The organism is Lentzea flava (assembly GCF_014648475.1).
Classification (GTDB): Bacteria; Actinomycetota; Actinomycetes; order Mycobacteriales; family Pseudonocardiaceae; genus Lentzea; species Lentzea flava.
Genome location: NZ_BMRE01000032.1, coordinates 23857 through 38712 on the forward strand (window position 1 = coordinate 23857; position 14856 = coordinate 38712).

The 14856-nt window shown below is 71.2% G+C and carries 13 protein-coding genes; 3 read left to right on the plus strand and 10 right to left on the minus strand.

The features are described 5' to 3' along the window. Positions 1-6 precede the first annotated feature (6 nt). Positions 7-1614, minus strand: coding sequence for an Hsp70 family protein (locus IEZ09_RS29375; RefSeq protein WP_189257033.1), 1608 nt, complete (start codon positions 1612-1614; stop codon positions 7-9). Positions 1615-1622: 8 nt separating this feature from the next. After that, the gene (locus tag IEZ09_RS29380) at positions 1623-2144 is read right to left on the minus strand and encodes a molecular chaperone GrpE (RefSeq protein WP_189257034.1); all 522 of its coding nucleotides are present in this window, start codon (positions 2142-2144) and stop codon (positions 1623-1625) included. Positions 2145-2261: 117 nt separating this feature from the next. On the opposite strand from IEZ09_RS29380, the gene IEZ09_RS29385 reads away from it, so the two are divergent. Further along, positions 2262-7448, plus strand: coding sequence for a CHAT domain-containing protein (locus tag IEZ09_RS29385; RefSeq protein ID WP_189257035.1), 5187 nt, complete (start codon positions 2262-2264; stop codon positions 7446-7448). 88 nt (positions 7449-7536) lie between these two features. Here the strand turns inward: IEZ09_RS29385 and IEZ09_RS29390 are convergent, their stop codons facing one another. Next, positions 7537-9102, minus strand: a complete 1566-nt coding sequence (locus tag IEZ09_RS29390) for an Hsp70 family protein (protein WP_189257036.1) — start codon at positions 9100-9102, stop codon at positions 7537-7539. An 82-nt stretch (positions 9103-9184) separates the two neighbouring features. Here IEZ09_RS29390 and IEZ09_RS29395 point away from each other — a divergent pair, with 82 nt between their 5' ends. Then, on the plus strand, positions 9185-9619 hold the full coding sequence (locus tag IEZ09_RS29395; protein ID WP_189257037.1) for a toll/interleukin-1 receptor domain-containing protein: 435 nt from the start codon (positions 9185-9187) through the stop codon (positions 9617-9619). Here IEZ09_RS29395 and IEZ09_RS29400 read toward each other — a convergent pair whose 3' ends face one another. From IEZ09_RS29400 to IEZ09_RS29430, 7 genes are all read right to left on the minus strand, one after another. After that, the gene (locus IEZ09_RS29400) at positions 9620-10051 is read right to left on the minus strand and encodes a toll/interleukin-1 receptor domain-containing protein (protein WP_189257038.1); all 432 of its coding nucleotides are present in this window, start codon (positions 10049-10051) and stop codon (positions 9620-9622) included. It abuts the gene before it with no gap. Positions 10052-10157: 106 nt separating this feature from the next. Next, the gene (locus tag IEZ09_RS29405; RefSeq protein WP_189257039.1) at positions 10158-10754 is read right to left on the minus strand and encodes a DUF4937 domain-containing protein; all 597 of its coding nucleotides are present in this window, start codon (positions 10752-10754) and stop codon (positions 10158-10160) included. Positions 10755-10756: 2 nt separating this feature from the next. Further along, positions 10757-11119 carry a chorismate mutase gene (gene aroH / locus IEZ09_RS29410; RefSeq protein ID WP_189257040.1) on the minus strand — a complete coding sequence of 121 codons (363 nt, stop codon included), beginning with the start codon at positions 11117-11119 and terminating at the stop codon, positions 10757-10759. A 40-nt stretch (positions 11120-11159) separates the two neighbouring features. Next, positions 11160-11480: an STAS domain-containing protein gene (locus IEZ09_RS29415; protein WP_189257041.1), complete on the minus strand. Its 321-nt coding sequence runs from the start codon at positions 11478-11480 to the stop codon at positions 11160-11162. Positions 11481-11488: 8 nt separating this feature from the next. Then, positions 11489-12235 (minus strand): ATP-binding protein, encoded by a 747-nt coding sequence (locus IEZ09_RS29420; RefSeq protein ID WP_268247654.1) that lies wholly within the window; start codon positions 12233-12235, stop codon positions 11489-11491. Next, positions 12235-13179 (minus strand): NsdA family TPR-like regulatory protein, encoded by a 945-nt coding sequence (locus IEZ09_RS29425; protein ID WP_189257043.1) that lies wholly within the window; start codon positions 13177-13179, stop codon positions 12235-12237. Before IEZ09_RS29425 ends, IEZ09_RS29420 begins: the two co-directional genes overlap by 1 nt. A 64-nt stretch (positions 13180-13243) precedes the next feature. Further along, positions 13244-14347: a DUF1015 family protein gene (locus IEZ09_RS29430; RefSeq protein WP_189257044.1), complete on the minus strand. Its 1104-nt coding sequence runs from the start codon at positions 14345-14347 to the stop codon at positions 13244-13246. Between the two features lie 18 nt (positions 14348-14365). Between IEZ09_RS29430 and IEZ09_RS29435 the strand changes: the two genes are divergently transcribed. Next, the gene (locus tag IEZ09_RS29435; RefSeq protein ID WP_189257045.1) at positions 14366-14839 is read left to right on the plus strand and encodes a cation:proton antiporter regulatory subunit; all 474 of its coding nucleotides are present in this window, start codon (positions 14366-14368) and stop codon (positions 14837-14839) included. Positions 14840-14856 lie beyond the last annotated feature (17 nt).

Below are 14856 nucleotides of genomic sequence, written 5' to 3' on the forward strand. Positions count from 1 at the left end.
CAGCGGCTACCCGCCGATGCTGTAGCGCGAGACCACGTCGCGTGCCTGCTCGACCTGGGCACGGCTGAGCCCGTCGATCATCAGCTCGATCGTGAGGTCCTTGCGGGTGCTCAGCTCGACCGCGTGCACCCGCAGCGTTCCGTTGCGCTCCATCGTGAACGTCACGTCCAGCGGCGAACCCTTCGGCAGCGGCGGCAGCCCGCTGATCAGGCCGTCGCCGATCTTCTCGTTGTCCTCCAACGACTCCGAGGCCCGCGCGCCGGCCTGCTCCCACACCTCGATCTGGATCGAGACCTGCTTGTCGTACTTCGTCACGTACTGCCGCGACGGCGGTTGCGCGGGCAGCGGGTCGTTCGCGTTGATCAGGTGGTCGACAAACGTCACGTCGCTGCCGCCCTTGGACGCCTTGATGCCGAACGCTCGCGGCGACACCGTGACGACCTGCTTCTCGGCGAGCTTCGCCACCTGCGCGGGTTCGATGCCCAGCTGGTCGGCGACCAGCGCGACGGCGGCGTCACTCGGCGCCGCGCCGCTGCCGTCACCGTCCGGCAGCGCGATCTTCACCGACTGGATCAACCCGAACAGCGCGGCTCCCTTGGCCACCGCCAGATCCGGGTCGTGGATCTTGGGCTCGAACCCGAACCGGCTGCGCAGCGTCTCCGCGACCGCGGGCATGCGGGTCGCGCCGCCGACGAGCAGCACCTCGTCGAACTTGGTGACACCCTTGGCCTTCGCGGTCTCGACCGTCCGCGCGGTGATGTCCATCGTGCGGTCGAGCAGCTCCGCGGTGCTCTGCTCGAACATCTCGCGGGTGAGCTCGGCCCTGGTGACCTCACCGGCGAACCGCATGTTGTGGCGGCGCGAGGTCATGGCGGACAGGGCCTTCTTCATGTCCTCGGCGGCGGTCGCGAGCTCCTGCAGGAAGTCCTCGCTGTCCCCCGCGCCCACGTCGGGGTGCTCGGCGACGAACGCGTCCCGGAGGAAGTCCGCGATCTTCTCGTCCCAGTCGGCGCCGCCGAGGTGGTGGTCACCGTCGGTGCAGACGACCTGGACGTCGTTGCCGGACAGGCGGATCACCGTCGTGTCGAACGTGCCGCCGCCCAGGTCGTACACCAGGATCGTGCGGTCCTCGCCCGAGTTCATCGCCTCGTAGTGCAACGCGGCGGCGACCGGCTCCGGCACCACGTCGATCACGTTGAGCCCGGCGATCGTGCCCGCGTTGCGGGTCGCCTCCCGCTGGCTCACGCCGAAGTAGGCGGGCACGGTGATGACGACGTCGCGCACCTGCTCACCGGTGTGCTCGGACGCGGAGCGCGCCAGCTCGCGCAGGATCACCGCGGAGATGCTCTCCGGTGTGTGCTCCTCGCCGTGGAAGGTGTAGGAGACCTTCTCGCCCATCTGGCGCTTGATCAGCGACGCCACCAGCTCCGGGCTGATCTTCGCCGAGCTCTTCGCGTCCCGGCCGACCACGATGTTGTCCGGGGTCTCGAAGAAGACCACCGACGGCGTGGTCTCCTCGCCGACGGCGTTCTTGACGATCGTCGGGCGCCCGGTGTCGTCGATGTGCGCGACGCACGAGTACGTGGTGCCGAGGTCGATTCCGTAGATTCCCACTGTGCTCCTCAGGCCCCTGCCGGCTCGGCCGGCGCGGCCTGCCCGGCGCGGTAGAACACCGCTTTGGCGAGCCGGCGCATCCGGCCCGTGTCCCGCTCGCGCAGCCCCGCGAGCAGCGGTGCCGCGACCGTGTTGTGCAGCGCAGGGTCGGCGGTCTCCTCGACCGAGCCGACGGCGTGCAGCCCCGACTGGAACTCCTCCCCCGCCACCGCGGCCACGACCTCGATCCCGCACCGGTCGAGCACGAGCACGACGTCGTCGGCGAAGCTCGCGAACAGCTCGCTCGACAGCCGCTGCGCCTGCGCGTTCAGCCCGTCGTAGAGGCGGACGAGATCGGAGATGACGGGGTCGAGGACCTCGCGGCGCATCCCGTTGCGCAGCGACTGGTTCTCCTCGTGCAGGCGGTCTATCACCGATTCACGATGTGCGGCCCTGCGGTGGAAATCCTTCACCGCTGTCTCGACAGCGGAGAGCCGTTCGGCCAGGTCGGCGAACGGCTCGGATTTGCTTTCTTCGGCAGGCGGCCCCATTGCGGGAAGCATGGCTCCATTTCCTATCACCGCGCGACCGCCTATAGCTGGCCATTTCATGGACAACAAGTGGCCAACACACCGGGCCCGGCGGGACGCGGTGACACCATTCCCGTGATGCAGCCGCCCATTTTCATCTCGTACTCCGCGGCGGACCTGGTCTTCGCCGAGGAGCTCTACTACAAGCTCAAGGCCGCGGGCTTCGAGGTTTTCCTCTACGAGGTGGACGTACGCCCCGGCGAGTCGGTGATAGGCCGCATCGACAAGGCCATCGCGGCGGCTGTTGTCGGGATCGTCGTGTGCAGCAAGAACAACAACGACGACCTGAGGGTCACTCAGGAGTACGCCGCACTCGCCACCAAGGCGCTCCGCGGCGAGCTGGACCGCCTGATCCCGGTGCTGCGCGACGACGAGGCGGTGCTGCCTCCCGTTCTCGACAGCTGGCGGGCCTACAACTTCGCCGAAGCCACCGACATGGCGAGCTTCGACGCGCTCGTCACGGGCCTGGTCGCCGAGCTCAGGTCCGAACGGCCGACGCGCAGCGGCGACTTCTCGCTGACCGTGCCCGCCGACCGCGCCCGCACCGCGAACAGCCCGCTGTGGACGACGATCCGGATCCGGCCGGCCACGACCACGCTCGCGACGGACGACACCGAGGTCTCGGCAGCCCATCGCGGCCTCACCGAACGGGTCCACCACGCCTGGTGGGAACTGGACAGGGCCCGCACGACCGCGGGCAGGGTGTTCCGTTCCGACGCCGCCAGGGCCGCGCGGGAACGCGACCTCGACGCCACCACCCGCGCGTTCGGCACCACGCTCGCCGAGGCGTTCCTGCCGGCGAGCGTTTCGACGGCGCTCGCGGACCGGCTCAGGGAGTCGGCGCGCTCCGGCCGCCCGGCGCACGTCGCGTTCGACGTGAGCCCCGAGCTCGCCGACCTGCCGTGGGAGAGCCTGGTCCTCGACGGCGAGCCGCTCGCGTTGCGGCCGGGCGTGAACGTGTACCGGCACCAGCCGGGGCTGGGGCCGACCGCGCGCACCGACGTGCCCGGCCCGTTGCGGGTGCTGGCGGTGATCGCGAGCCCGGACACCGGCGGCGGCGAGCTGCTCGACTACGAGTACGAGCTCGCTCGCATCCTCGACCAGGTCCACCGGGCCCGCCGCCACCGCGCCCACGTGCGGATCCTGAACTGGGGCTCGGTCGACGCCATCCGCGAGGCGCTCAAGGAGGACTTCCACGTCCTGCACATCTCGTGCCACGCCCGGCCGGGCGCGCTGGTGCTGGAGACGACCGACGGCCGCGCCGAGGAGCTCACGACCAAGCGGTTCGTCGACGAGCTGATCGAACCCGGCCGCGTGGTGCCGTTCGTGGTGCTCGCCGGGTGCGCCACCGCGCAGTCGGCCGCGTCGATGCCGGGCCTCGCGCAGGGCCTGATCGAGCACGGTGTGCCCGCGGTGCTCGCGATGACGGCGTCGGTCAGCGACGACTACGCGACGGAGTTCCTCTCCCGCGTGTACGGCGAGCTCGCGAGCCAGGAGGCACCGGACCCGCTCACGGCCGTGTCCGCGGTGCGCAGGCTGATCGACGCCGAGCAGCGCTTCACCGAGTGGGCCACCCCGGCGTTGTTCCAGCGGGTCCGCGGGCATCGGCTGTTCGATCCCGGCCACATCGGCCCGGTGGACGACCAGGCCCGCGCGGTGCTCGCGAAGGGCATCGTCGACCTCGGCATCGGAGACTTCGTCGGCCGTCGCGCCGAGCTGCGCGAGCTGTTGCGGCAGCTCCGCGAGGTGCGCGGCGTCGTGATCCACGGCATGGGCGGCGCGGGCAAGAGCACGCTCGCCGCGGCCCTCGTGCACCTGCTCGGCGAGTCACGGCCCATCATCCCGGTGACGCTGCACGGCCAGTGCACGCCTGATCAGGTGCTGAAGGAGCTGGCCAGGGAGCTGCGCTGGCACAAGGTCGCGCCGCGCGAGGAGCTCGCGTTCCTGCTCGACCAGTCGGAACCGTGGCGCGACCGCCTCGACGAGCTCGACAGGCACGTGCTGCCGAGGATCGAGGCCGAGGTCGTGCTGCTGCTCGACGACCCGGCGAGCGATCCGCACTCGGACGAGCTGCCCGACTTCGTGCCCGAGTGGCTCGACCTGCGCACGCCCGCCCGGTTGATCATGACCACGCGCGTGCCGCCCCGGCACCGCGAGCTCGTGACGCACCACCTCGGTCCGTTGTCGCTGGCGGAGACCAGGAAGCTGATCTACCGGCTGCCCGCGCTCGACCGGTTGCCTCCCGACGACGCGCAGCGCGCCTACCAGGCCGTCGGTGGTCATCCGCGGGCGCTGGAGTACCTCGACGCGGTGCTGCGCGGCGGACGGCGCGACACGGCGGAGCGCGGTTCCGGCGCCCACTTCGACACGGTGGTGCGGCGGATCGAGCGGCTGACGCCGGACGCGCGGTGGTGGCAGGACGGCGAGCGCGGTCTCGACTCCGCGATCGCCGCGACCGTCACGATCGCGGCCGCCGACGTGCTGCTGAAGGACCTGTGCGCGGGGCTCGCCGAGTCCGCGCCGGCGGCGGCCGAGCTGCTGGTCGCGGCCTCGGTCTACCGCCAGCCCGTGGAGGTCCAGGGCCTCGCCTGGGTGGTCGCGGCCGATGTCGTTCCCGAACCGGCCGTCCGTGCCCGGCTGGCCGCCGCGTACGAGTTGTTGTGCGAGGCGGAACGGCACGGCACCGCCCGTTCGCGCGCGGATCTCCCCCTGCCCGACCACGTCCACGCCCAGCTCAACACCGATCTCTCGACGATGCGGCCGTTCGTGCGGCCGGAGCTGACGGAGGCGTGCGGCGAGCTGATGAGGCTCACGTTGCTGACGCCGGTCGGCGACCGGTTCATGGTGCACCGCTGGACCGCGGACGCCCTGGCCGAGCTCGCCCGGCCTGACCAGCTCACCACCGCGCACCGCAGGGCGGCGGCCTATCACCGCAGGCAGGCCGAGCTGTGGCGGTCCGATCTGGTCGTCAGCCTCACGTCGCTGGAGGAGGCCAGGCACCACAGCTGGGCGGCGGGCCTCACGGGCCAGGCGATCGCGATCAGCGCGGAGATGTGCGCTGTCCTGGACCGCATCGGCGCGTTGGACTGGGAACGGCACCTGTGCGCCGAAACGCTCGCATTGATCGGTGACGACGACCCGCGCGCACGGCCGTTCCATCACCGCATGTCCGTGGTGGAGCTGCGGCGCGGCCAGTTCGGTGCCGCCCACGCCGCGCAGCTGCGGGCGCAACGGCTCGCGGAGTCCTCCGGTGACCTCGTCGCCGTGGCCGCCGGACTGCAGCAGCTCGGCACGATCGCCCACGTCGCCCACGATCCCGACGCCGCGGAAGGCGCCTACCGCGAGGCCATCAGGGTCGCCGGCGACGCCCGCATCTCCGAACAGCTCGACGCGCGGACCGTGCTCGCGGGCTGCTACCAGCGCCTCGGCGGGCTCGCGCTGGCCCGCAGCGACGAGGAGGAGGCCCACTTCTACAGCCTCGGCGCGCTCGAGGTGGCCGCGGAGATCGGTGAGGAGACCGACTCGGTCACCATCCACGCCGACCTGGCCGAACTCGCCCACGCGTGCGGCGAGCACGCCGCCGCCGAACGGCACGAGCTGCGCGCCCAGGAGGTGAGCGCGGCCGACGTCGACGTGCGGAGGGTGTTCGCCGCCGCGTTGCTGCAGCTCGGCGCCGTGCACATCGCGCGAAGGCTGTTCGACCAGGCGTGGGACTGCTTCGTCGACGCCCGCGACCACGCCCAGAACCTCAACGACGCGGGTCTGCTCGCCACCTGCGTCCAGCTGGAGGGCGAGGCGCTGCTGCAGCTGGGCAGGCTCACCGACGCGCGGGAGGCCTACGAGTACTTCATCGAGCTCGCGGAGGACCTCGACGACCAGCGCGGCCAGGCCGTCGCCCACCAGCAGCTCGGCCGGATCTGGGCGGCCCAGGGCGACCTGCGCGGGGCCCGCGAGTCGCTGCGGCGGTCGGTGGAGATGGACCCGGTGCTGGCGAGCACCTCGCAGCTGGTGCTCGGTGGCGTGCTGGCCAAGGCCGGGCAGCTGGAGGAAGCCGCCGAGGTGCTCGAACGCGGTCTCGCGGCCAGCACGGACCTGCTCGCGATGGGCTTCGTCATCCAGCTGGCCCTGGTGCGGCTGCGGCGGGAGGACATCGCCGGTGCTGAGGAGCTCTTCGAACGCGGCATCGACCGGGCGCAGGAGCTGAACAGCCGCCGCGGCGGTGCGGTGTGCATGCTGGCGCTGGGCATGATCGCGCGATCTCGCAACCGGCCGGGCGACGCCGAGGACTGGTACGACGCGGTGATGGAGGTCGCCGCGGACGACCCCAGGCTCGTGTCGGAGGCGCTGCTGCGCAAGGGCGACCTCGAGTTCGAGCACGGCGACCCGGCCGGGGCCATGAAGTTCTACGACGACTGCACGGACAAGCTCGCCGGCATCGTGGCACCCGACCTGGTCGCCGAGCTGTTCCGGCAGACCGGCCGCTGCTTCGCCGAACTGGGCGACCACGCCGAGGCGGTGGCGAACCTGGCACTGGCCGAGGAGACGTTCGGCGAGCTGGGCAGGCGGTCGGAGGTGCTCACGACGCTGGTGTCGCTCGCCTGGGTGCTGGCCACGGGCGGCTGGCACCGGTCCGCGACGGCGATCATGCGCGGTGCCGGGCGCGTCGCCGAGGAGCTGCCGCCGTCGGTCTCCGTCGTGGTGGGTCTGCTGCTCGCGGGCGACGGGGCCCTCGCCGACGGTGACCTGCACGAAGCGTGGGAACGCTACGACGACGCGCGGCGGATGGCGTTCGACACGGGCGTCCGCTCGTTGCTCGCGGACTGCCGGTTGCACCTCGCCCTGGTCGCGGCGCGCATGGGCCAGGACTCACCAAGTGACTTCGCCGCTGCTCTCGCGATCTGCGAACACCAGAAAGACCCCATGCTGGCGATGTACGTCCACTGGGCGTGGGGACGCACGCTCGGCGACCGCAGCCATCTCGCGGAGGCAGGCGTACTGGCCGACGACCTGCACGTCCCGGCCGTGGCCGACTCGGTCGACTCGCTGCTGGACGGCGAGACGGTCCCCGCGCTGGACCGGCGGGTGCGCGCGGAGCTCACCGCGCTGCTGTGGCTGCGCCGCCGGCGGGCGTCCGACGGCGAGAGCGCGTCCGGGGACCGGTTCGTGGCCAGGGTCGGGCCCGCGATCGACGACGTGGTGCGCGACCTGGCGCCGCTGCCGTCCGGGGTGTCGAGCGTGCCCGCCGTCGTGAGCCCGTCCGTGTGAACACCGGCTCCATTCGACGTCGATGAAGGGTCCTTTCATCGACCTCAGGTGGAGCAAGGAGCCCTTCGTCGACCTCGGACTCCCGGGTTCAGATTCGGGACATGCGGGCGACGGCGTCCTTCGCCGCGTTCACGTCCTGCCTGGTCAGATCGCCGATCTTGATCTCGGTCTCCGCCGTCTTGTTCGTGCGCAGGTCCTGCGCCGTGACGTGCAGCGTGCCGTTCTCGTCCATCCGGAACGTGACGTTGACCGGCGAGTCCTTCGGCAGCGGCGGCAGCCGGTCGATGCACGCCCCGCCGATCTGCTTGTTGTGCTCGGGCAGCTCCGACGCGATGGCTCCCGCCTGCTCCCAGATCTCGATGTCGATCGACCGCTGGTTGTGGTCGAACGTCTGGAACTGCTGCGTTTCCTGCGCCGGCAACGGCGTGTTGGCGTCGAGCAGGTGCGCGACCAGGAACTTCTTCCTGTCCTCCGGGTGCTCCGGGTCCACCACGGCGACGCCGAACGCCCGCGGCGTCACGATGGTGACCTTGCGGGACGCCACCGCCTCGACCGCCGCGCTCGACAGGCCGAGCCGTTCCGCGTCGTTGCCGCCGATCTTCAGCGACTGGGCCAGGGCGAACAGCGCCGCGCCCTTCGCGACGGCGAGGTCCGGCTCGTGCACCTTCGGCGCGAACCCGAAGCGGGTCCGCAGCGCCTCGGCCACCGCGGGCATGCGGGTCGAACCGCCCACGAGCAGCACCTCGTCGAACGTGGTGACGCCTCGTTGCTCGGCCAGCGCGAGGGTGCGGGCGGTGATGTCCATCGTGCGGCCGAGCAGCTCGGCGGTGGCCTGCTCGAACTCCTGCCTGGTGATCTCGACCAGCGCGCTGCGCCCGCCGAAGTGCACCTGCTGGCGGCGGCGCTGCATGCTGGTCAGCGCCTTCTTCATGTCCTCCGCGAGCAGCCCGACGTCCTGGAGGAAGTCCTCGCTCTCGGTCGCGTCCGAGTCGGGGTGCTCTGCCATGAACCGCTCGCACACGAGACCCGCGAGCTTCTCGTCCCAGTCGGCGCCGCCCAGCTCGTGGTCGCCGTCGGTGCAGACCACCGTCACGTCGTTGCCGACCAGCTTGATCACCGTCGTGTCGAAGGTGCCGCCGCCCAGGTCGAACACGAGGACCGTCCGGTCGGCACCGGCGTTGAGCACCCCGTAGTACAACGCCGCCGCGACGGGCTCCGGCACGACGTTGACGACGTTGAGGCCAGCGATCTCACCGGCGGTCCTGGTGGCCTCGCGCTCGGCCACGCCGAAGTAGGCGGGCACGGTGATGACGACGTCCCTGACGATCTCGCCCGCCTCGTGCGCCGACCGCACCAGGTCGCGCAGGATGAACGCGGAAATGCCCTCCGGCGAGTACTCCTGGCCGTGGAAGTCGAGCCGCACGTCGCGTTTGCCCATGTCCCGTTTGATGAGGGCGACGACCAGCCCGGGATCCCGCAGCGCCGCGTTCTTCGCTTCCTTCCCGACCACCGTGTTGTAAGGCGTCTCGAAGTACACGACCGACGGCGTGGATTCCTCTCCGGTGACGTTCCGGATTACGTGCGGGCGGCCCGCCTGGTCGATTCGCGCGATGCAGGAATAGGTCGTTCCGAGGTCGATGCCGTAGACAGTCATCCACACCCCAAGTCTCGTGAAGGCCGACTATTCTGCCACTCGGAGTGCACAGCGGAAACTATTCGACGTCCGGGTGGAATTCATGCTCTGGGACTTTTTCGTGTCCGCCGCAGAAACCGACGGCGACTGGGCGAGGTGGATCGCGTTCCAGCTGGAGCAGGAGGGCCACCAGGTCCGGACCGAGGTCCGCGACCGCCTCCCCGGCCACAACCGCGTGCACCGCGTCGACGAGGCGGTGCGCCTCTCCCGCCGGACGCTCGTCGTGCTGTCCCCCGCCTACCTGGCCGACACCGCCCTCGCCGCCGAGTGGCACGCCGCGTGGGACGCCGATCCGGCGGGCGTGCGGCGCACGCTGATCCCGGTCCGCGTCGCCGACTGCCGGCCGGAGGGCCTGCTGCGCGACGTGCGCCACCTCGACCTCGTCGGCCTGGACCGCGACCAGGCGGCGGCGACGCTGATCGCGTGGATCAACGGCACCCACCGGCGCGCGACCGGGCAGCGGCTGTTCCCGCACTGATCACCCTCCCGGGAACGGCGGCTCTTCCGCCGGTGGCCGTTCGAGGGAGATGCCCTTGAGCAGCCGCCGTTTCGCCTCGTCCCGATCGGTGCCGACCAGGTCGATGTAGACGATCGCCGCGAGCAGCCCCGGCGGCCTGCACTCCTTGACCCGCACGGGAATCAGCGTGCGCTCCACCCCGACCGGATCGCGCACGTAGGCCGCCGCCCACTCCGACAACGGGTAGGGCCGGTCCGCGTAGGTCGGGCTGAGCACCGCGATCGTGCGGGTCGCCGCCGCGCCCAGCTGCATCTGCCGCACGACGTTGTGACCGGGCAGCATGTCCTGCTCCTGGAAGACGACCTCGTAGCCCTCCAGCTCCAGCACGGCCGCGATCCAGCGCGCCCAGTCGATGTCGTGCTTGGCGAACGACACGAAGAAGTCAGCTGCCACGTTGCCCTCTGCCCTGGACGTACCCCGCTCTGCCACCCGGCACAGTAGGACCGGGCCGTCCGTCAGAGCGGCCGTGACAACGATCTGGCCATGAACTGGCAGCCGTTCAGGGCAGCACGGCCCACGCGGGCTCCAGGACGACGAGGTCCCCGGTGATGGCCGCGAGGTCGTCCGCGGCCCCTGACGCCGCGCGCAAGGAGGGAAAGCGCTCTCCCCGATACCGGTCGTGGTCCTGCGCGGACCGCCACCACGTCAGAACGAGGAACTCCTGCCCGTGACGCCCGAACACCCCGCCGGTCATGCCGGGCGCGGCCTCCATGCCCGGATTCCACACCTCGGACTGCGCGCGGACGAAGTGCTCTTCTCTGCCAGGACGCACATCGCAGTGGGCCAGCCTGACCACGTTCCCCACGCCGGGCCCCGCGCCGATGGTCAGCTCGCGCTCGAACAGGCGCACGCTGATCTCCCCGTAGCTCCCGGCCTGAGCCGCAGCGAGGCGATCGTGTGGTCCAGCGAGGAACGCCGCATGATCGTCAGCCGACCGCCACCACGCCACCACGTGCGCGACATCCCGCTGCGTTCGGCTCCAGCCGCCGCACTGACCGAGAAACCCGGGGACCTCCGCGAGCGCTCCCCACCCCTCCTGGCCACGGCCGAACGCCGCACGGTCGGTGACCCGGCACCGCACCCACTTGATCAGCACGCTCAGTGGTTCAGGTCGGTGCGCAGCGCGGCCGCACCGCGCAGGTAGACGTGCTTGACCGAGGAGCGCGGCAGGTCCGTCTCGACGTGCGCCAGCAGCCGGATCACGCGCGGCATGGCACCGGGCACGGCGATCTCGGTCGCGGAGAGCAGCGGAACGTCGGAGAGCCCCGCCTGGCGCGCGGCGTAGGCGGGGAACTCGGACGTCAGGTCGGGTGTGGCGGTGAGGACGACGCTGATCAGGTCGTCGGTCGAGAGGGCGTTGCGTTCCAGGACCTCCCGCACCAGCTCGGCCGTGGCCTCCAGCAGCAGGTCGCGCGAGTCCGCGTCGATCTGCGTGGCTCCCCTGATCGCTCGTACCGCCATGCGATCGACACTAGCGCGGCCCGGCCGCGCACGCCGGGGCTCACCCGTCGACGACGATGTTGGGATACCGCGTGGTGAGGCCGAGCAGGTTGACGACGTAGGCCGCCCACCCGCCACCGTGCAGCACCAGCCTCCGCTCCCCCAGCTTCGCCGCCGCCTCGATCAGCACGTGCAGACCGCTCGACCCGATGAACGTCAGGTCCGTGAAGTCGACCACGACGTCCCCGTCGCCGTCCCCGGACGCGCAGGCGAGGGCCAGTTCGGACCGCAGCAGCTCGCTGGTGCTCAGGTCGACCTCGCCGAGCAGCGTCACCGTCGCACCCCGGCGACGCACTTCCAGCAGCCCTGTTTCCGGTTCCATCGCGCGCCTCACGGATCGGGAGACAGCAGGTCGCGCACCGCCGCGAGCACACGCAGTGGATGCGCTGGTTTCGGTAAGTAAGCATCGGCAACCGAAGTGGCCGACTCGATCGCCGAAACGGCTACAACCGGCACTCCGAACGCCCGCGCGACGGCAGCGAACCGCGTCCCCTCACCATGAGACGTCAGGAGGTCGACGATCGCCAGCGCAGGTGGGCTTTCGAGCGCGGACTCGGCCGCGTCCACAGTCGTCACGAGCGTCGCGTCGTACCCCTCGGCGTGCAGGAACGCGGCCAGCGACTGACCGGAGAACCTGTCACCGTCCACGATCAGCACGCGCGGGCGTCCCGGTGGCGCGGGCGGATCCGGGACGCCCGCACGCGACCAGACCCGGACGAGCACCCGTACGACGGTGCCGGGCCAGGTCGGTCTGCCGGGCCGCACCTGCACCTCGTCGGCGATGCCGAACAGCAGCCGCAACCCGAGCGGGCGGGAGGAGTCGCCGCGGTCGTGGTCGAACACGCCGTCGTCCTCGATCGTCAGCAGCACCGCGTGATCGCGCGGCTCCCACGTCACCCCCACGACGGACGCGCCAGAGCGCCACACCGCGTTCTCCGCCGCCTCGGACACCGCGAGCAGCACGTCCCGTGCGTCTTCGTCGTTCAGGCCCGACTCACCGGCGAGGTCCCGCACGAAAGCCCGGATCTCGGGCAACGACCCCGGAACCGCTGGAAACCATCGGGTCCGCGCGCTCATCACGCGGCGTGCGACGGAGCGGTCAGCAACGGTGTGATCAACTCCCTCAGCGTGGTCGCGCGACGCCTGCCCGCCTCGGCGTGCAGCGGTTCGAGCTTCTTGCGCGTCCGTGCGGACAGGATGTCCCCGGACTGCACGACCGCCAGCGCCGCGACCGCCGCCGCTTCGTCCGCGTCGCCTTCCAGCAGATGGTTGAGCGACAACGAGATCAGCGCGAACGTGCGGCTGCGCGCCATCTCCTCGCGATAGCCCGTCACGGCCTGCCCCAGCGACGTGATCGCCGGCCGCGCGAAACTCACGTCGACCGTGCGCGCGAGAGTCGTGTAGACGGCACCCGTGATCCCGGCGAGGTCGTGCACGTCGAAGAACGCCGCCCACGGCTGCGCACTGTCCACATCCGCCCGTGCGAACTCGTCGTGTGCGCGACCCAGCAACGCCAGCGCCGGCTCGCGCTGCCCCAGCTCGGCGTAGCACCACGCCTGGTTCGCGGCGAGGATCGCGGCCGTGTGGTGGCTGGTCCCGACCAGGCCGGCGAGGCGGAACATGCCGAGCGCCTCGGCGGGTCCACCGTGGTGCAGGTGGACCCGCCCCATCCGATAGCGGATGTTCGCCACCAGGTCCTCGTCCTGGGCGAAGTCCAGGGCGAGGTGGAAGTGGCGGTGCGCGGACCCACCGAGCCCGGCGTCGAAGGCGGTCCATCCCGCGAGCGCGTGCAGTTCGGCGACGGCGCGCCGGAACTCACGACGCACCGCGGCACTCGCCGAATGTGCGAACGCCTTGTCACACCACGACAACAGCGCCTGCACCTGGGTGCGGCACGACCCGCCGCCGTAGCGGTAGTCGACCGCGCGCAACGCGGCCGTCATCGCCCGCAGGTGCCGGACGTGCACGAGTCCGATCCTGGCGTGCGGCGGTGGCAGCAAGGGCGAGGCGTCCTGATGCATCTGCCGAGTCTGGGCCAGTGACCTGGCACCGAACCAGGGCCGAACGAACCCGCCAGGCAGGGCCCTACGGATGAGACAGGTCGGCGAGCAGCAAGCCACTGCGCGGTTTGGGCGTGAAGTACGTGCTCTTGCGCGGCATCTTGGTGCCGGCCAGCACTTCCTCCATCGGCACCGGCGCGATGAGCAGCACCGCCTCCGCCTCGACCGAGGGGTCCACGACCGGCCGCACGCACGGGCTCTCCGGGTCCAGCCCGAGCGCCTCGTCCAGCAGGACGGACTCCACGACGGCGTGGTCGATCCCTTGCGCCGCAGGGAGTTCCACCCGCAGGACCTCGTCGGCGCACCGCACGACGACCACTCCCGGCTCGGGGTCGACGACGTAGGGCAACGACGACACCGTCAGCCCCACCCGTTCCCACGCGGTCACCAGATCGGACGCACCCAACCCGGTGCCTGCGATCGCCCGGTGGATCGGCCCGACTCGCAGCCCTGGCCCTGACGTGACCAGTGCCAGCAAACCGGACAGTCCCGCTGACCGCGCCGCCGCGACGCGGTGATTGCCGTCCGCCACGAGCAACGGGTGCGCGCCCGCCGCTTCGAGGAACGCGTCCTGCAGCGCGCCCGGCCCGACGAGCCACACCCAGTGCCTGCGCCCGCCGGAGTCCACAAGGGACACCTCCGGCTCGTCGGTCATGCCGAGCACGAGATCGGTCAGCCCGTCGTGCGGCGTGATCGGGATGAGCATCGCGGCGCTCGTGGCGGTGCCGAGCGAGGCGAGCACCTGGCCGCGTTCGGCGACCACGTCCGGGTAGACGTCCTCGGTGTGCGCGATCGCGTCCGGGTCGACGAGGCACAGCACGCCGCACGCCGTGCCGTCCGGTCCGTCCACCCGGTACGGCGCGACGACGTCGGTCACCTCGCGGTACGCCCGCCGGATCAGCGCCGCGAGCTCGGTGCGGGCGTGCGGCAGCGCATCCAGCAGACGCGTCCCCGCGGCCAGGGCGGCAGGGGTGCGGTGCGGGTGCTGCACGCCCAGCAACGTGCCGTGCGGTGCTCTGGCGAGCGCGCCGATCACCTGACCGGGTTCGGCGAACTCGTCGACGTCGGGACCTGGCACGCGGTCGCGCACCACCCACCCGCGTCGCACCGGGCGTACTCGCAGACTCATCCCCGTATCATGATCTGTGTGAACGTCGAGATCACGCCTTTGCCGGGAATCGGAACGCGCCAGGACTTCATGATCCGCGCCGGACGCCGCGTCGGCGTGATCACATACCGGGACGGCCGGTTCGAGCTCATCCTCTCGAAGGCGTCGGATCCCGATTCCTGTGCCGCGTCGATACCCCTCTCACCGGAAGAGGCGAACACGCTCGCGGGCCTGCTCGGCGCGCCGCAGCTCGTCGCCCACCTGCGCGAGGAGCACCGCGACATCACCGGTATCACCACCCGTCAGCTGCCGGTCACCGCGTTCGCCAACCGCACGCTCGGTGAGACCGCTCTGCGCACGAGGACCGGTGCGTCCATCGTGGCCGTCGTGCGCTCGGGCAACGCACACCCGTCGCCCGGCCCCGACTTCCTCTTCGAAAACGGCGACCTCGCTGTCGTCGTCGGCACCGCGGAAGGCCTCGACGCCGCCGCTGAGATCCTCCACGGCGGTTAATCACTGTGCACGAGACC